The sequence below is a fragment of the Dactylosporangium sp. CA-139066 genome (genome assembly GCF_050936175.1).
In the GTDB taxonomy this organism is placed as follows: Bacteria; Actinomycetota; Actinomycetes; order Mycobacteriales; family Micromonosporaceae; genus Dactylosporangium.
This window is the reverse complement of record NZ_JBNJNH010000001.1, coordinates 6,752,268-6,770,165: the sequence shown is the minus strand read 5'-3', so window position 1 is coordinate 6,770,165 and position 17,898 is coordinate 6,752,268. Positions and strand designations below refer to the sequence as shown.

Annotated in this window: 13 protein-coding genes; 3 read left to right on the top strand and 10 right to left on the bottom strand. The window is 74.8% G+C overall.

Annotation, left to right across the window (positions count from 1 at the left end; all coding sequences use genetic code 11):
• The first annotated feature begins 50 nt into the window (after window positions 1-50).
• Entirely contained in the window at window positions 51-1,517 is a 1,467-nt protein-coding gene (locus ACQEVU_RS31070) for a methionine--tRNA ligase (protein WP_433329753.1), read from the top strand.
• Here ACQEVU_RS31070 and ACQEVU_RS31065 read toward each other — a convergent pair.
• Together ACQEVU_RS31065 and ACQEVU_RS31060 are read right to left on the bottom strand one after the other, a co-directional pair.
• Window positions 1,459-3,441, bottom strand: coding sequence for an amino acid transporter (locus ACQEVU_RS31065; protein WP_433329751.1), 1,983 nt, complete (start codon window positions 3,439-3,441; stop codon window positions 1,459-1,461). The genes ACQEVU_RS31070 and ACQEVU_RS31065 overlap by 59 nt on opposite strands.
• 19 nt (window positions 3,442-3,460) lie before the next feature.
• Complete coding sequence (locus ACQEVU_RS31060) at window positions 3,461-4,570, bottom strand: magnesium and cobalt transport protein CorA (protein WP_433329749.1); 1,110 nt, start codon at window positions 4,568-4,570, stop codon at window positions 3,461-3,463.
• A gap of 100 nt (window positions 4,571-4,670) precedes the next feature.
• Here ACQEVU_RS31060 and ACQEVU_RS31055 point away from each other — a divergent pair, with 100 nt between their 5' ends.
• On the top strand, window positions 4,671-5,633 hold the full coding sequence (locus ACQEVU_RS31055) for an ATP-binding cassette domain-containing protein (RefSeq protein WP_433329747.1): 963 nt from the start codon (window positions 4,671-4,673) through the stop codon (window positions 5,631-5,633).
• Window positions 5,630-6,427 (top strand): ABC transporter permease, encoded by a 798-nt coding sequence (locus ACQEVU_RS31050; protein ID WP_433329745.1) that lies wholly within the window; start codon window positions 5,630-5,632, stop codon window positions 6,425-6,427. The genes ACQEVU_RS31055 and ACQEVU_RS31050 overlap by 4 nt, the downstream gene beginning before the upstream one ends.
• Here the strand turns inward: ACQEVU_RS31050 and ACQEVU_RS31045 are convergent.
• The 8 genes from ACQEVU_RS31045 to ACQEVU_RS31010 form a co-directional block, all read right to left on the bottom strand.
• Window positions 6,409-9,438, bottom strand: a complete 3,030-nt coding sequence (locus ACQEVU_RS31045; RefSeq protein WP_433329743.1) for a BTAD domain-containing putative transcriptional regulator — start codon at window positions 9,436-9,438, stop codon at window positions 6,409-6,411. The genes ACQEVU_RS31050 and ACQEVU_RS31045 overlap by 19 nt on opposite strands.
• Window positions 9,439-9,466: 28 nt before the next feature.
• Complete coding sequence (locus tag ACQEVU_RS31040) at window positions 9,467-9,856, bottom strand: hypothetical protein (RefSeq protein WP_433329741.1); 390 nt, start codon at window positions 9,854-9,856, stop codon at window positions 9,467-9,469.
• 32 nt (window positions 9,857-9,888) lie between these two features.
• Window positions 9,889-10,869, bottom strand: coding sequence for a hypothetical protein (locus ACQEVU_RS31035; RefSeq protein WP_433329739.1), 981 nt, complete (start codon window positions 10,867-10,869; stop codon window positions 9,889-9,891).
• Window positions 10,862-12,583, bottom strand: a complete 1,722-nt coding sequence (locus ACQEVU_RS31030) for an MFS transporter (protein ID WP_433329737.1) — start codon at window positions 12,581-12,583, stop codon at window positions 10,862-10,864. The genes ACQEVU_RS31035 and ACQEVU_RS31030 overlap by 8 nt, the downstream gene beginning before the upstream one ends.
• A 63-nt stretch (window positions 12,584-12,646) precedes the next feature.
• Window positions 12,647-13,498 (bottom strand): alkaline phosphatase family protein, encoded by an 852-nt coding sequence (locus tag ACQEVU_RS31025; protein WP_433329735.1) that lies wholly within the window; start codon window positions 13,496-13,498, stop codon window positions 12,647-12,649.
• Window positions 13,499-13,715: 217 nt separating this feature from the next.
• Window positions 13,716-14,780 carry a TetR/AcrR family transcriptional regulator gene (locus tag ACQEVU_RS31020; RefSeq protein WP_433329733.1) on the bottom strand — a complete coding sequence of 355 codons (1,065 nt, stop codon included), beginning with the start codon at window positions 14,778-14,780 and terminating at the stop codon, window positions 13,716-13,718.
• Window positions 14,781-14,951: 171 nt separating this feature from the next.
• Window positions 14,952-16,826: an Hsp70 family protein gene (locus tag ACQEVU_RS31015; protein ID WP_433329731.1), complete on the bottom strand. Its 1,875-nt coding sequence runs from the start codon at window positions 16,824-16,826 to the stop codon at window positions 14,952-14,954.
• A 61-nt stretch (window positions 16,827-16,887) separates the two neighbouring features.
• Complete coding sequence (locus ACQEVU_RS31010; protein ID WP_433329729.1) at window positions 16,888-17,895, bottom strand: threonine aldolase family protein; 1,008 nt, start codon at window positions 17,893-17,895, stop codon at window positions 16,888-16,890.
• Window positions 17,896-17,898 lie beyond the last annotated feature (3 nt).

The following is a 17,898-nucleotide window of genomic DNA, read 5'->3' as shown; positions in this document are numbered from 1 at the left end:
CCCCGCCGCGTGCGGGGTCACGGTGGCGGGGTGGAAAGGAACGACGGTAGATGCGTCTCTATGTCACCACCGCCATCCCGTACGTCAACGCCGCGCCGCACCTCGGGCACGCGCTCGAGCTGGTCCAGGCCGACGTGCTCGCCCGGCATCGCCGGCTGCGCGGCGCGCCCGTGCGCCTGCTCACCGGGACCGACGACAACGCGCTCAAGAATGTCGCCGCCGCGCGGGCCGCGGGCGTCGAGACCAGGGCGTTCGTGGATGCCAACGCCGAGCGGTTCGCGGGGCTGCGCGGGCCGCTCGAGCTGTCGTTCGACGACTTCATCCGCACCGCCGACCCGCGCCACAGACGTGGGGTCGAGCGGCTGTGGCGGGCCAGTGCGGACCGCGACGACTTCTACCGGCGCTCGTACCGCGGCCTGTACTGCCCGGGGTGCGAGCAGTTCGTGGACGGTCCCTGCCCGGAGCATCCCGGCGAGCCCGAGGTCGTCGAGGAGGTCAACTGGTTCTTCCGGCTTTCGCGGTACACCGGGCAGATCCTCGGCGCCCTGGAACGCGGGGCGGTCCGGATCGAGCCGGCCGCCCGGCGCAACGAGGTCCTCGCGTTCGTCCGGGACGGGCTGCGCGACATCAGCGTGTCGCGGCCGGCGGCGCGGGCCGGCGGGTGGGGCATACCCGTGCCCGGCGACCCCGGCCAGGTCGTCTACGTGTGGTGGGACGCCCTCGCCAACTACGTCACCGCCCTCGACGGCGCCCTGTACGACGAGTGGTGGGCCGGCGACGGCGAGCGCATCCACGTCATCGGCAAGGGGATCGTGCGCTTCCACGCCGTGTACTGGCTCGCGCTGCTGCTGTCGGCCGGGCGGCCGCTGCCGACGGCGATCTTCGTGCACGACTACCTGACCGCCGGCGGCGCGAAGCTGTCCAAGTCGGCGGGCAACGCCGTCGACCCCGTCGAGCTGGCCGGGCGCTACGGCGTGGACGCGCTGCGCTGGTGGCTGCTGCGCGAGGTCCCGCCGGTCGGCGACACCGACTTCACCGAGCAGCGGCTGATCCAGCGGGCCGACCGTGAGCTCGCCAACGGCCTCGGCAACCTCGTCAACCGCACGCTGACGCTCGTGCACCGCAACGCCGGCGGGCGGGTGCGCCGGGCCGGCGGGCCGGCGGGGGCGGCGGCGCTGCTGGCGGGGCGGGTCGACCGGGCCCTCGGGCGGTTCGACCTGCGGGCCGCCACCGACGCGCTGTGGGCCGTGGTCGAGGAGGGCAACCGGCTCGTGGAGACCGCCCGGCCCTGGCAGCTGACCGGGGCGGAACTCGACGAGGTGCTGGGCATCCTGGTGTACATCTGCCGGATCCTGGCCACCGAGCTGCGCCCCTTCCTGCCGGGCGCCGCCGCCCGCCTCGGCGCGCAGCTCGGCACCGGCGCCGAGGTCGGTGATCCGGCGCCGGCCTTCGAGCGGCTCAGCCGCCGACGTGAATCCCCGGCCGCTTCGCCGGGTCCGGCTCGGACGAGCGGATGATCTCGCGGACCACGGGAGCCGTGTCGCCGCGGCCGAGGAGGAGGTACCGGAACAGGTGCCCCAGCGGGTTGCCCTCGGCCCACTCGAAGTAGGCGTGCGGGCGCACCCCGGTCGCGTCGCGCAGCGCCAGCAGGATCGCGGCGATCGCGTTCGGCGCGGCCGGGCTCTCCGCCCGCAGCACCCGGTAGCCGTCCACGTCCACGCCGCGCACCTTCAGGGTGCCGGAGAACGTGGACGGGTCGACGACCGAGATCTCCAGGAACAGGATGTCGGCGCGGCCCGGCACCGGGTTGATGCCGCGCTGCTCGGCCTCCTTGCCCCGGTACTCCGCCCGGTCGCCCGCCTGCCGCCGGTTGGCGACGATGTTGAGCTCGCCGTCGTGGTTGATGGACTCGGTCACGAACCGGCGGGCCTCGTCGTCGAACTCGATCGCGTCGGCGCGCAGCTCGGTGGTGCGGCTGACGCGCGAGACGAGCGACACGACGATGATGCCGGCGATGAAGATCGCGGAGATGAGGATGCCGTCGGGCTTCTCGATGACGTTGGCGCCCAGCGCGTACAGCAGGATGAGCGTGAGCACGGTGAACATCGCCCCGGCCAGGCGCTGGCCGGCCCGGAACGCCGAGATCGTCACGGCGACGGCGCCGGAGACCATCATGGCCAGGATGCCGGTCGCGTAGGCGCCGGCCTGGGCGTTGACGTCGGCGCCGAAGGCGATCGTGATGCCGATGCTGATCGCCGTGTACACCAGGACGATCGGGCGCACGGCGCGGCCCCACTCGGGCGCCATGCCGTACGACGGCAGGTACCGCGGGATGATGTTGATCAGGCCGGCCATCGCCGACGCGCCCGCGAACCACAGGATGAGCACGCTGCTGATGTCGTAGACGGTGCCGAACGCCTCGCCGATCTTCTCGTGCGCCAGGTAGGCCAGCGCGCGCCCGGCCGCCTGCCCGCCCGCCTCGAACTCTTTCTCCGGAATGAGGACGGTGGTGATGAAGCTGGTGGCGATGAGGTACACCGACATGATCGCCGCCGCCGCGGTGAGCAGCTTCTTCGTGTTGCGCAGGCGGGAGGCCCGCCGCTGCTCGGCGGTCTCGCCGTCGGCGGCCACCAGCGGCATCATGCTGACTCCGGTCTCGAACCCGGACAGGCCGAGCACCAGCGACGGAAACGCCGCGAGGGCCGGTATCAGCAGGCCGAACCCGCCGCCGTGCCCCTCGGTCAGCGCGTGCCGCCAGTCCGACAGCGCCCCGCCGGTGGTGAACACGTCGACGAGCCCGACGACCACGATGATCGCGTTGAGCAGCAGGAACACCCCGACGAGCGGGATGGCCACGGCGACCGCCTCGCTGAAGCCCAGCAGGAACACCCCGCCGAGGATCAGCAGCAGCACGACCGTGATGATCACCTCGTGGCCGTGCAGGAAGTGCGGGAAGACCGGGTTCTCGATCATGTGCACGGAGGCGTCGGCGGCCGACAGCGTGATGGTGATGATCCAGGACGTCGCGACGAAGCCGAGCAGGACGAGCACGAAGATCTTGCCCCGCCAGAAGGGCAGCAGGCTCTCCAGCATCGCCACCGAGCCCTGGCCGTGCGGGCTCTCCTTGGCCACCCTGCGGTACATCGGCAGCATGCCCAGCAGCGTGAGCGCGACGATGAGCAGCGTGGCCAGCGGCGAGAGGGCCCCGGCGGCGAGCGCGGCGATGGCCGGCAGGTACGACAGCGTGGAGAAGTAGTCGACGCCGGTCAGCGTCATGACCTTCCACCAGGCCTGCGGCTTGGCGTGCGCCTCGTCGCTCTCCGGGCCGACCGGCGCGACGCGGTGCTCCAGCAGCCAGCGGCCGATCGGGCCGCCGGGGCGCTCCCGCGGCGCCGGGCTGTCGACCCGCGCGGGCAGCAGGAACTCGGGCGTGGTGGTCATGGGCTCCTCTTGAGGGCTGCTAAAGCCAACCGGACTTGCGGAACAGACGGTGCAGAACCACCATGGCGGTCGCCATGATCCCGACCGCCATCCCGTAGCCGAACTGCCAGCGCAGCTCGGGCATGTGCTCGAAGTTCATGCCGTAGATCCCGGCGATCGCGGTGGGCACGGCGGCGATGGCGGCCCACGCGGCGATCTTGCGCATGTCATTGTTCTGGTCGAGCCCGACCTGGGCCAGCCTGGCCTGCAGGATCGAGTCGAGCAGCTCGTTGTACGAGGCCACGCGCTCCACCACCTGGTTGAGTCTGCCGTGGACGTCCTCGAAGTACTGTCGCAGACCCGCCGGAAGATCGCTCGTCGGCGCGATCATCGCACGCAGCGGCGGCTGCAGCGGCAGCACGGCCCGCTTGAACTCCACCAGCTCCCGCTTGAGCTGGTAGATCTGCTGCACGTCGCAGCCGCCGTGGCGCAGGAACGCCGTCTCCTCGAGCTTCTCCACGTCCTGCTCAACGCGCGTGGCCACGTCGTGGTAGACCTCGACCATCCGCTCGATGACGGCGAACCCGACCGACCACGGGCCCTGCGCGAGCACGGCCGGGCGCTGCTGGAGCTCCTCGCGCACGTCGGACAGGGCACCGGCCCCGCCGTGGCGCACCGACACCACGAAGTGCCGGCCGATGAGCAGCGTCACCGCGCCGGTGTCGACGACCTCGGAGGTCTCGGTCAGCTCGGCGTGCTCGACGTACCGGGCCGTGCGCAGCGTGAGCACCGTCACGTCGCCGCGCCGCTCGACCGCCGGGCGCCGGTCCCGGGCCATCGTCTTGTCGACCGTGGCCTCGTCGACCCCGACGAGCTCGGCGATCGTGGTGAACTGCGCCCAGCTCGGCTCGAACAGCCCGAGCCAGACGAAGCCGCCGCGCCGCCGGCGGGCCGCGCTGTAGGCGTCGGCGAAGGCGGGCCGGCCGGGCTGGCGGGCGCCGCGCACGTACAGTGCGCAGTCCACCACCGCCGCGTCCTCCTCGGGGCGCGGCAGCAGCTGCGGCAGTCGCTCGGGTGGCTGCATGCGCTGCAGGACCCGGCCGATCAGCCGCCCGAACCGCTTGCCGGTGCTCACCTCGGTTGTGCTCATGAGCCGCCACGGTACCGGCGCCGCGCACGTCGGACCGGCGTCAGGGCCGTGTCGGACGGATATAGGAGTCGTGTCGGCCGGGCCCGTCAACGTCTATCGCATGACGAACGATCTGATGGTCGAGGCCGCGGGCCTCGTGAAGAGCTTCGGCGCCACCCGCGCCCTGCAGGGCGTCGACATCGCCATCCCGCAGGGCACCGTGCACGGCGTGCTCGGCCCCAACGGCGCCGGCAAGACCACCGCCGTGCGCATCCTGTCCACGCTGCTCAAGCCCGACGCCGGGCACGCCCGCATCGGCGGGTACGACGTGGTCCGCGACGCCCAGCGGGTGCGCTCCATGATCGGGCTGACCGGGCAGTACGCCTCGGTCGACGAGGACCTCACCGGCCGGCAGAACCTGGTCCTCGTCGGCACCCTGCTCGACCTCGGCCGCCGCGGCGCCCGCGCCCGGGCCGCCGAGCTGCTGGCCTGGTTCGACCTGACCGAGGCGGCCGACCGGCCGGTCAAGACGTACTCCGGCGGCATGCGCCGCCGCCTCGACCTCGCCGCCAGCCTCGTCGGCCGGCCCGACGTCATCTTCCTGGACGAGCCGACGACCGGCCTCGACCCCGCCAAGCGGGAGGACATGTGGGGCGTCGTGCGCTCGCTGGTGCGCGACGGGTCGACCGTGCTGCTGACCACGCAGTACCTCGAGGAGGCCGAGGCCCTCGCCGACGAGATCACGGTCATCGACCACGGCCGGGTTATCGCCAACGACACGCCGCAGCGGCTCAAGCGCCGCGTCGGCGGCCAGACCCTCGAGGTGCGCCCCACCGACGAGCGCGACCTGCCCCGCACCGCGGAGATCCTCGCCCTGGTCGCCTCCGGCGCCGCCGCCGACTCGCCCCGCCCGGGCGTGCTGGCCGTGCCCGTCACCGGCGACGCCGCGATGGCCGAGGCCGTGGCCAAGCTCACCGCCGAGGGCATCGCCGTGACCGAGCTCTCCCTGCACCTGCCCTCGCTCGACGAGGTCTTCTTCTCCCTCACGTCCGCATCTGCGAAGAACCTGGAGGTCGCGGCATGACCGCCATCACTCTCGACCGGCCGGCCCCGAAGCCGTTCAAGCTCGTCCGCCACTCCCTGGAGCTGACCAAGCGCAGCCTCATCAAGACGTGGCGTACCCCGGAGGCGCTCATCGACGTCACCGTCCAGCCGGGGCTGTTCATGATCATTTTCGTGTACATCTTCGGCGGCGCCGTCGCCGGCTCCACCCACTCATACCTGCAGTTCCTGATGCCGGGCATCCTCGCGCAGACCATCGCCATGGGCGCCATCTCGATCGGCGTGAACCTCAACACCGACATCGAGAAGGGCATCTTCGACCGGTTCCGGTCGCTGCCGATCCCGCGCTCGGCGCCGCTCATCGGCGCGGTGCTGGGCGACGTGGTGCGCTACGTCCTCGTCACCATCTCGACGTTCGCCTTCGCCTACCTGCTGGGCTTCCGCATCGGCTCCGACCCGCTGCAGGCCGTGGCCGGCTGCCTGCTCGCCGTCGTGTTCGGGCTGTGCCTGAGCTGGGCGCCGGTGTTCATCGGCATGATCGCCCGGACCTCCGGCTCGGTGCAGGGCATCGGCTTCCTCGTGGTGCTGCCGCTCACGTTCGCCTCGAACGTGTTCGTCGGGACCGGCACGCTGCCGAGCTGGATGCAGGGGTTCGTGCGCAACAACCCGCTGAGCCACCTGGTGGAGGCGATGCGGGGGCTGTTCCTCGGTACCCCGGCCTACGGCGTCCACGTGTGGTGGACCCTCGGCTGGTGCGCCGGCCTGGTCGCCGTGTTCATGCCGCTGGCCCTGTGGGCCTACCGGCGCAAGGTCTGAAACACCTCGCCGGACAGCTCGCGGATGCGGTCGGTGACCTCGGTCATCGGCCGCTCGCGCCATGCCGCCGTCCGGTCCCCGGGCGGGCCGAGCGCGGCCTCGAGCGTCGGGTCGGCGCCGTGCTCGAACAGCTGCCACGTGCTGGCGGCGCACCGCTCGCCCAGCGCCCACAGCTCCCGGCTCGCCGCCTCGTCCCCGGCGTGTGCGGCCAACGCGGCCACGCCCTGCGCCCACGAGCCCATCGCCGGCACGTCGATGCCGGCGATCGCCTCGTCGCGGGCCCCGGCCAGCAGCTCGGCCGCGCGCGGCGCGTCCTGCGCCCCGTTGGCCCGCAGGTGCAGCACCGCCGCGGCGATGGCGAACACGACCCGGATCTGGGGCACCGATGCGGGGCTGGCGGCCGCGATCGTGGCGGCGCGCTCGCCGTGCTCGACGGTCTCGGCCGGCCGCCCGTGGTACCAGGCGTGCTGGGCCAGGCCGAGGTGGGCCTGGGCGGCGTCCATGACCTGCAGCCCCTGCGGCGGCGTGGCCGGGGCCGGGGCGTCCACCACGGCGCGCAGCCGCCCGGCCGCGTCGTCGTCGCCGGCCTGGGCCAGCTGCACGTCGAGCAGGATGCGGATCGTGCCCGCGTCCTCGGCCGCGCCGAGCAGCTCCATGTGCGCGGCGCCGCGGCGCAGCCACTCGGCGGACCCGGCGGCGCCCTGCGAGCCGATCGACTGCGCCGACATGCCCATGCCCCAGTGGTCGCCGGCCTCCTCGAAGCGGCGGTACGCCAGCTCCGCGTCCGCCATGCGCTCCTGCGGCGACACCGCGTCGCCCCGGTTCTCCCGGATCCCGGCCCGCAGGAACAGCCCGAAGCCCTGCACGTAGGGGTCGGGGTCGGCGACGAGCCGTTCCGCGGCGGCCAGCCCCTTGTCCAGGTCGTACGCGACGAGGGCGGGCAGGACGCCGGAGAGCGCCCGGGGCCGCGCCGACAGCTCGCGGCCGCGGCGGGCGGTCAGCGTGCGCAGCAGCCGGGTCGACACCGCGAACATGCGGTACGTGTCGGTGGCGAACGCGTTGAGCCCGGACAGCACGCAGATCCACGCCAGCCGGTCCGGGTCGGCCGCCTCGACGATCCCGGCCGCCCGCCGCCGCGCCGGGTCGCCGGCCCCCAGCAGTGCCGAGGACCACGGCAGGACCTCGGCGTGCAGCCCGCGGACCGTCCACAGCAGGAACAGCGGCACGGCCACGTCCACGGCGGCGGCGTCGTCGCGCCCGACGGCGCGGCGCAGCGCGGCGACGAAGTTGTCCGACTCGGCGGCGCAGCGGGTGAACGCGGCGAGCTGGCCGGGGCCGATGAGCTCGGCGAGGATTCGCGTCGCCTCCTGCCGCGCCCACGCCACCAGGCCGTCCAGCGCGGCGTCGCGCTCGCCGGACGCGGCCAGCCGGGCCTCGCCGTACTCGCGCACGGTCTCCAGCATCCGGTAGCGGGCGCGGCCGTCCCCGCCCTCGGCCCGGCCGAGCAGCGACTGCTCGACGAGCGCCGCCAGATGTACCGCGAGCCCGCGCCGGGGCAGCCCGGACACCGCCTCGGCGGCCTCGGCCGTGAACGGGGCCGGGATGACGGCGAGGCGCTCCAGCAGCCGCTGCTGCTCCGGGCGCAGCAGCTCGCGGCTCCAGTCGACCATTGCCCACAGGCTGGCGTGCCGCTCGGGCAGCCCGCGCAGCGCGTCGTCGAGCAGCCCGAACCGGTCGTCGAGCCCGGCCAGGACGTCCTCGATCGGCATGTGCCGCAGCCGGGCGGCGGCCAGCTCCAGGGCGAGCGGCAGGTTGTCCAGCCGCCGGCACAGCCGGGGCGCCGCCGCCAGGTCCCCGGCACCCAGCTCGGCCCCGCCGGCCCGGGCGCGGGCGGTCAGCAGCTCGACCGCGGCCTCGTCGCCGAGCGTGTGCAGGCGGTGCACCACCTCGCCGGCCAGCCCCAGCGGGGCCCGGCTGGTGGCCAGGACGGACGCGTCGGGCGCGGCGGCCAGCAGCTCCGCGGCGGCGCCGGCGGCCCCGGACAGCACGTGCTCGCAGTTGTCGAGCACGACCAGGCCGGCCAGCTCCTGCAGCCGCTGCGCCGTGGGGCGCGAGCTCGGGTCGGCGACCGCGAGGATGGCCGCGAGGACCTCGCCCGGCTCGCGCAGGCCGGCGAGCTCCACGACGTGCACCGGGGTGCCCTCGGCGGCGGCCCGGCGGGCGATCTCGCCGGCCAGGCGGGTCTTGCCGGCCCCGCCGACGGCGACGACGGTGACGAGCGGCGCCTCGGCGAGCGCCTTGCGCACCGCGGCCACGTCGGCCTCCCGGCCGAGCATCGGCGTCGCCGCCCGCCGCCACGACGCCGGCAGCGTGCTCTTGGCCCGCGGCGGCGTCTGCTGCTCGGCGACCTCGCCGCGCAGCACGGCCAGGTGGGCCTCGGCGACCACCGGCGACGGGTCGGTGCCGTAGGTGTCGGCAAGGGTCGCGCGGAGCCCTTCGACGACCTCGAGCGCCTCGGCGTCGCGGCCCTGGGCGGCCAGGACCCGGATCAGCAGGGCGGCCGACGGCTCGTGGGGCGGGGTGCGCCCGGCCAGCAGGCGCAGGTCGGCCTCGTCGCCGGTGGCCGCGGCGACCTCGGCGAACAGGGTGGCCGCCGACGGGTCGGTCAGGTCGGGGGCGGCGGGGAACAGGGCGCGGGCCAGCTGCGGGGCGCCGGCGGCGAGGTGGGCCTTCGCCAGTACCGTATCCAGCTCGATGTCTTCCGGAGGCACCCGGTAGCCGCCCGGCGCCGCGGCCACCGGCAGCCCGAGGCGCCGGGCCCGGCCGATCAGTGCGTGCACCGCCCCGGCCGCGTCGGCGGGCTCGGCGCCGCCCCACACGGCCTCGGCGAGCGCGCCCGGCGTCAGTGTGCGGCCGCGGGCGTCGACGAGGGCGCGGACGACGGCGGCGAGGCGCTCACCGCGGACCGGGTGGCCGTCGACGGCCAGCTCGCCCAGGGTGGTGATCCGCACCCGGCAAGCATGCCATCCGGCGCGGCGGTCAGCGGGTGACGGGCCGGTGGTTGTCGTCCAGCAGCGCGTACAGGATCGTGCCCAGGACCAGCAGCGTCACGCCGAAGACGGCCCAGCCCAGCGCGATACCGGCGATGACGACGACGAGGCACTGGATGACCAGCGCGACGATCGTCATCCTGCGCGCGTGGCGGTCCCGCGCGGCGGCGGCGCCCAGCCCGCCGGCCAGCACGACGAGCAGGATCGCCAGCCCGATGCCCAGCCCCTTGAGCGCCGCCTGGGCGGTGGCCGGGTCGGAGCCGTTGAGCGACATGGAATAGGCGTCGATCACCCCGCCGAGGGCGAACAGCACCACGCCGATGACGAGGCCCTCGAGCAGGATCCCGACGGCCGCGATGAGCAACGCCAGCGTACGCATCCGGCCAAGTTACTAGTTGGTAGGATCGATGTCTATCCGATCCGCGCGGGCGACTCGGCGTCCGGGATCAGCAGGGCCGGCGCGCCGGTGCCGTCGGCCGGCAGCGACCACACGTCGGCGTGGTCGGCGTCGCGCGGCAGCGCGTACATGACGGTGCGCTCGTCGAGCCAGGCGATCTGGTCGTCGACGGAGCGCGTCTCGCCCAGCACGGCCGGGTGCAGCGTGGCGAGGTCGAGCACGGCCGGCCGCCAGCCCTTCGCCGGGTCGCCGCCGACGGCCTGCTTGAACGCGATCCGGGTGCCGTCGGGCGACAGCGAGGGGCACTCGACGTTCTCGGCGAGGGTGCGCACGGTGCGCTGCTGGAAGTCGCCCTGGACGAGGTACCGGTGCCCGGCCGTCGACATGGTGGCGTAGAACGTGCGGTCGCCGGGCGCGAACGTGACGCCCCAGTAGTTGATGTCGGCGGCCTGGTACGGCCGCCCGTCCCTGGTCAGCGTGAACGTCTCGAGCGTGTCGGCGACCGCGTCGCCGGTGCTCGCGTCGAGCACCCCGACGCGCGTGGAGAACTGCCCGCCGTTGTACGAGTCGCCGGTCACGAACGCCGTCCAGGTGATGAGCCGCCCGTCGGCCGAGACCCGGGCCCGGTTGGGCACGCCGACCATCGGGTAGCTGTCGCGCTCCTCGAGGTGCCGCCCCAGGATCGCGACCTGGTAGGTGGCGAGCGGCCCGTCCGGCCGCAGGCAGATCGCGGTCCCGGCGGCGGCGTACACCCGGTTGCACCGCGCCGCCGCCACCTTCCGGGCGCCGCCCGGGTCCTGCGCGCCGACGACGGCGAGATGCCCGAACGACTCCTTGGCGGTGCTGCGCACGAGGATCTGCCCGTTCAGCCCGATGTCCACGGCCTCGGACGCCGCCGCGGCGGCGTCGTTGCGGTGTGCGGCGTTCACGATGTAGAGCGCGGCTCCCGCGGCGAGGACGGCGGCAACGATCGACGTCAGCAGGATCTTACGCATTTTTGTCGTACCCCCTGAGGAGAATGGAGCCGACGAGGCAGAGGGCGGCGAGCGCCACTCCCGCGGCGGCGACGAGGGCCGGGCCGGGCCCCCACAGCTGCCACGCCGCGCCGAAGAGGATCGAGGAGCCGAGATATGCCAGCGATTGACCGCTCTGCACCAGCGCGATGCCGGTGGTCTTCAACGCCTCCGGGAGCAGGGGGCCGGCCACGGCCATCAGGACGCCGTCGGTCGCGGCGTAGAACGCCCCGTAGAGCGCCACCGTGAGCACGAGCGTCGCGGTTCCGCCACCGCCGGCGGCGAGCAGGACGTAGACGACGGCGAGCGCGGCGAACCCGCCGAGGTAGACGCGGGCCCGGCCGACGCGGTCGGCGAGCTCGCCCAGCGGCACGGCCAGCGCGAGGTAGGCGAGGTTGGTGCCGACGGCGAGCAGCGGGAACCATCCGGCGGCGATGTCGTGGTGGCGCTGCAGCACCAGGTACACGAACCCGTCCCCGATCGTGGCCAGCCCCATGACGGCCGCGGCCATCACGACGATGCGGAAGTCTCGCCGCCGCAGCAGCGCGAACGCCGCGCCGAGCGAGACGGCGCCCTTGGCCGGCTGCGCCTGACCGGCCGCGCCCGCGCCGTCGGTGATGTTCACGTTGTGCGCGGTCGCCGCGGTGGTCGGTGCGTTCGTGTGGCTCGCGGTGGCCGTGCCGTCGGCGGCGGTCGTGGCGTCGGTGCTGTGCGCGGTCGCCGCGGTGGTCGGCGCGTGCGTGCCGTGCGCGGTCGGTGCGGCGGCCGGGTCGTGGCTTGCGGCGTGTCCGTTGGTGGCGGCGCGGCCGTGGCTTGCGGCGTGTTCGTTGGGGGCGGAGGCCGGGTCGATCGTGCGCTCGGCGGTGGTTGCGGCCTCTGCGCCGGGGTGAGGTGCGTGGGTGGGTAGCGCCCGCGCCGTGTCAGGTTGTGCCCGCCGAGGCGCGCCGTCCGAAGCGCCGAAGCGGGCCGGCGACTCGCCGCGGGAGGGGGAGGGGCCCGGGGTTGGGGAGAGGGAGGGGCCCGTAGGGCCGGCCGGCGGCGGCGACGGGGGCGCGAGCCAGGACGGGCCGCGGTGGTCCGGGACGAACGTCAGCAGCACGAAGACGCCGAACGACGCGAGGCAGAAGCTGGTCACGAAGACGGCGTCGAAGGACTGGGCCGAGGCGCCCAGCACGGCCACCGCGACGAGCGGGCCGGCGAACGCGCCGACGCTGTCCATCGCGCGGTGCACGCCGAACGCGCGGCCCAGGCGGTCCGGGGGAGTCGACAGTGTGATCAGGGCGTCGCGCGGGGCCGTGCGCAGGCCCTTGCCGGCGCGGTCGGCCACGATGACGCCGCTGAGCAGCGGGACCGACGAGCCCGCGGCCAGCAGGCCGAGCTTGGCCAGCGCCGACATGCCGTAGCCGATCACCGCCACGGCCTTGCGGCGGCGGATGCGGTCGGCGACGTAGCCGCCGACCAGGCGGAGCAGGGCGGTGGCGCCCGTGTACAGGCCGTCGACCACGCCGTAGCCGAGCGGGCCCAGGTGGAGGCCCAGCATGAGGTACAGCGGCAGGATCGCCGTCACCATCTCCGACGACACGTCCGTGATCAGGCTGACCGTGCCCAGGGCCAGCACCGTGGCGGCGATGCGGGTCCGGCGCGGCGTCGCGGACGCGGCCGGGGTCGCCGGTTTGTCCACTGTGGACAGGTACACGGTGAACGCCTCACTGTGAGGGGGTGTGGGCGCCCGGCCGGCGGGCGCCCACGAGAAGGCCGGTCAGGACCAGACGTCCGTGATGGGGGACAGGCTGGCGGCGTTGTTGATGCCGGGCAGGCCGTACGCGCCCTCGATGGTGCGCAGGACCGTGTAGTGCGTGATCTTCTCGGAGTACGAGCCGGGCGCGACGTGGGCGCCGACGAAGACCGTGTAGATCTGGTTCAGCGCCAGCCGGTTGTCCTCGTCGAACGTGACGATGAGCAGGCTGTTGTGCGTCTTGGCCCACTGGGCGTAGGCGTCGAGGTTGTTCTTCAGCCAGGTGTCGCCGGTGCCGACCGAGCAGTCGTGCATGTCGTTGCACATGTTCGGCGTGACGAACGCGACCGTCGGGAGGCTGGCGTAGTTCGACGACGACGGGAAGCTCGCGTACGTCAGGTTCGACGCCGCGGGCACGCTGCTGAAGTCGACCCAGCTGTTGTGCTTGCGCTGGTAGTTGCCGCTCGAGCAGCCCGTGTAGCCGTTGGACGGCATGGACTCCGAGTAGCCCTTGAACGTCAGGCCGGCGCCGGCCAGCTGCGACTGCAGGTTGGTGCCGGTGAAGTTCTTCGGGCAGTCGTCGCTGGTCACGCCCTGGGTGGAGCCCGAGAACAGCGCGATGTAGTTCGGCTGGCTCGGGTGCGTGATGGCGTACGACTTGGTGAACTTCGCGCCCTGGCCGGCCAGGGAGTTGAAGTACGGGGCGCCGCTCGAGCCGGAGATCTGCGAGTACGCGTGGTTCTCGAACATCACCAGGACGATGTGGTCGAAGCGCGGCACGCTGGTGGCGGCCTGCGCCTGCGACGCCGCGGCGGTCACGCCGGTGGCGACGAGGGCGGTGGCCGCGAACGCGAGCACCACCCGGCGGATCGACATGGAAACTCCCCCTTCGTGGGCAGGGACGACGCCACATCGTGGGGAGCCACGGCTACAAGATCATGATTGTGGCCTGACGGGGACGCGTGCGGGCGGTGAATACTTCGGTGTACATCGATACGTCGTTGGTTGCCACCGGGGCTGGGCGGCGCGCACCTCGCGGGCGTGCCGGCGATCGACGTCGGGCGCGGGCCGCCGGCGCCCGCCGCGGCAGAGGTCAGGCGAAGCTCGCGGCCGCGTGGCAGGCGCCGAACCCGTCGGCGCGGGCGACGATCCGGCCGGCCCGCACGACGACGGCGGACTCGGTCAGGTCGCTCACCGCCTCGACGCCCGCGGCGGCGGCGAGCGAGCCGGACGGGTCGTGCACGAGCTGCAGGTCCGGCCACGCCGAGGCCGGGAAGGCCGGGCGCAGGCAGGTGAGCAGCTCCGCGACGACGAGGCGGGCCAGGTCGGCCAGCTCGTCCGGATCGCCGGTGACGAGGACGGCGGTGATCGGCCGGCCCGGCGGGGCGGCGCGGACCGCCTCCTCGATCGCCGTCGCCCGGCGCAGGCCCAGCACGGCGATCAGGCCGTGGTCGGCCCAGGCGGCCGGCGCGTCGCGGATCGCGTCGACGGCGGCGGGCGGCGACCACGGCTCGTCGGCGGGGCGGGCGGTCGGGGCGTGCACCAGGTGCGGCGGGTCCCAGTGCTCCTCCAGGTCGAGGCCGGCGAGCCGCTCGCACGCGGCGACCACCGCGAACTCGTCGACGAAGCCGGGCGCCGCGGCGGCCAGCCGGGCCGAGCCCTGCAGGTGGGTGAGCACGGCGCCGGCCACGCCGACGCGGCGGCCGGCGGCCGGGTGCAGCTGCTCCAGGGCCAGGCCCAGCAGGACGGCGTCGAGGCCGAGCAGCTGCGCATACGGCCAGCGGATGCGCTCGTCGGCCAGGATCTCGGGGACCAGGTCGACGGCGAGGCGCGACGGGCTCGGCTCGGTGTCGGTGAACAGCGGCAGGCGGGCCAGCCAGGCCCGGGTGAGGTGCCCGAGGGCCTCGCGCGCGGTGCGGCCGGGCGCGGGCGGGCTCCCGCCGGGCGGGCGGGCCGCCTCCTCGGCGAGGACGGCGAAGTACAGGGCGCGCTTGCCGGGAAAGTTCGAGTACACGCCGCCGCGGGTCAGGCCGGCCCGCTCCGCGATGGCGTCGATCTTCGCGTCGCGGTAGCCGCGCTCGGTGAACTCGTGGCGGGCGGCGCCGAGCACGCGGGCCCGGGTGCGCTGCTGGGTCTCCGCGCGGCTGAGCCGATCCATTCCCGACAACCCCCGGACGTTGCGCCTGCGATGCGCTCAGGATACCGTCATCATCCGGATGATGTGAACATCTGATGGCGACATTCGGGAGGGGCGATGGCCGATCCACGGGAGATCACCAGGCTCGTCCTGCCCGGTTTCGGCGGCATGTGGGCCGCGGTCCTGGCCGCGTTACGCGCGGCCGGCGTTCCAGAGGCGGACCGCGCCGTCGGCGCCGGCGGAGAACAGGATGCCGCCGTCGGGGGAGAAGGCCAGGGCGTGCACGGCGCCGTCGTGGCCGTCGAGGGTGTGCAGGTGCGTGCCCGTCACCGGGTCCCACAGGCGGATCGTGCTGTCGAGGCCGGCGCTGGCCAGTAGCGCCCCCGCCGGGCTGAACGCCACCGCCGTCACCGGCTCCGTGTGGCCCGCCATCGCCGCGTGCTGCGCGCCCGTCGCCGGGTCCCACAGCCGGACGGTCGCGTCCGCGCCGGCGCTGGCCAGCAGCCGTCCGCCGGGGCCGAACGCGACCCCGAGGACCGCGCCCCGATGGCCGTGCAGCGCCGCGCCGCCGTGGCGGGGCAGCGGGTCGCCGTGGTGCAGAGCGATGCGCGCCCCGTCGTCGCCGGTGGCCAGCAGGACGCCGTCGGGGCTGTAGGCGAGGGCGTGGATCGGCGCGCCACCCGCCGGGCGGTGGGTGAGCGGGTCGCCGGCGGCGCCGTCGGCGAGGTCGAACAGGCGGATCGCGCCGTCGCGCCCGGCCGCCGCGAGCAGGCGGCCGCGCGGATGGAAGGCGACGACCGCCGGGCCGCCGGGGCCGGTGCCGAAGGCGTGCCGGCGGCGGCCGTCGGCGACCTGCCAGGTGCGCACGGTCCGGCCGGGGCGGCGCGGGTTCCCGCCGGCCGAGGCCAGCAGCGCCCCGTCGGGGCTGAAGGCGACCGAGCGGACCGGGCCGTCGTGGTCGCCCAGGGTGTACCGGATGCGGCCCGTCTCCAGACTCCAGATCCGCACCTTGCGGTCGTCGCCGCCCGCGGCGAGCAGGGTGCCGTCGGGGCTGATCGCCACCCCGTGCACCGCGGGCGCGCCCCGGACGATCCCGCCCGGCGAGAACGTGCGCAGCAGCGCGGGGCGCAGGCGCGGGCGGGCCGCGGACGGCGGTGTGAGCGGCGCGACGGAGGGCCGGGCGGGCACGACCGCGCCGCAGGCGATGACCAGGTCGGGGTGTTCGACGGCGACGGGCGCCAGGCGCAGCGCGCGGTGCAGCAGCTCGGCGACGAGCGGCGTGCGGCTGGCCCCGCCGACCAGGAACACCGCCGCGACGTCCGGCGGGGACACCCACGCATCGCGCAGCACCGCCACGGTCCGCTCGACCGTGCGCTCGAGCAGCGGCGCGGCGGCCTGCTCGAACTCCTCGCGGGCCACCTTCACCATGCCTAGCAGCGGCACGTAGAGCTCGGCGACCGGGGCCGCCGTCAGCTCCTCCCGGGCGAGGCGGGCGCCGTGCCACAGCCGCAGCCGGGCCGCCGCCTCCTCGGGGGCGCGCGGGCGGTCGAGCCGGTCCCAGGCCGGCTCGGGGCCGGTGCGGGCGTGGGCCAGCTCGACCAGGGCGGCGTCGAGGGCGAGGCCGCCGGCGTCGAGCAGGCCGCCGGTGGCGGCGATCGAGAAGCCGTCGGCGGCCTGGCGGACCACGCTGACGTCGAACGTGGCGGCGCCGAGGTCGTAGACGACGAGGCAGCTGCCGGGCGGGACGGGGCGGTCGAGGCGCGCGGTGAAGTACCGGGCGGCGGCCACCGGTTCGGGCAGCAGTTCCGGCTCGCCCAGGCCGGCCCGGGCGGCCGCCTCGAGCAGCAGGCGGCGGCGGTCGGGGCGCCACGCCGCCGGGTGGGTGAGCACCGCCGGGGCGGGCTGCGCGACCCGCTCCAGCAGTGCGGTGACCGCGTCGAGGCCCGCGTCGGCCGGGAGGTCGGAGTCGAACACCTGCGGGCGCGCCACGCCGTCCGGGCCGGCGAGCGCGGCCACGGTGGTGGAGGTGCCGACGTCGATGCCGAGCCGGTGTACCCCGAAGGTCACGAGGCCAATGGTGGGCCGCCGCGGGCCGCCCGGGCATCGGCCGCACGGGCCGATCGGCCGATCAGCGGGTGAACGCTGCGTGAAGGACGGTGCCGAACCGCTCGATGTCGGCGTCCGTCGTGTCGAACGCGGTCATGAACCGCACCGGGGCGCCCCCGGGCGAGTGCGAGCCGTAGCCGTCGAGGGCGGCCCGCGCCGGGCCCGGCAGCGCGGCGAACACGGCGTTGGTCTGCACCGGGACGGCCAGCTCGACGCCGGGGAGGCCGGCGAGGATCCCGGCGAGCGCGGACGCCGTCCGGTTGGCATTTTCCGCGTTGGTACGCCAAAGCTCCCCCGACAGCAGCGCCACGAACTGGGCCGCCGTGAACCTGGCCTTCGACAGCAGCTGCATCGCCTGCTTGTGCAGGTAGCGCCGGGGCGCGGCCAGCTCGGCGTCGAGGAAGACCACGGCGTCGGCGGCCAGGGCGCCGTTCTTGGTCCCGCCGAAGGACACCACGTCGGCGCCGGCCGCCGCCTCGGCCAGGCCGGTGCCGAGCGCGGCGGCGGCGTTGGCCAGCCGGGCGCCGTCGACGTGCAGCAGCAGCCCGTGCTCGTGCGCGGTGCCGGCGATCGCCCGCAGCTCCTCCACGGTGTACACGGTGCCGAGCTCGGTCGGCTGGGCGATCGACACGGCGCGGGGCCGGGGCGCGTGCGGCGGGTGCCCGCCGGCCGCGAACCCGGCGACCTGCGCCGGGGTGAGCCGCCCGTCGGCGGTGGGCACCGCCGTGAGCCGCGCCCCGGTGAACCGCTCCGGCGCGTTGCACTCGTCGGCGAAGACGTGCGCGGTGTCGGCGCACAGCACCGCGTCGTACGGGCGCAGGATCGAGGCCAGGGCGATGACGTTGGCCGCGGTCCCGGTGACGGCGAGCACCGTCTCGGCGTGCTCGCCGAAGTGGGCCTTGAACAGCGCGTGGGCGCGGGCCGTCACCGGGTCGTCGCCGTAGGAGCGGGCGTGCCCGTCGTTGGCGGCCACGAGGGCCGCGAGGACGTCCGGGTGCACCCCGGCGTTGTTGTCGCTGGCGAAGTACACCCG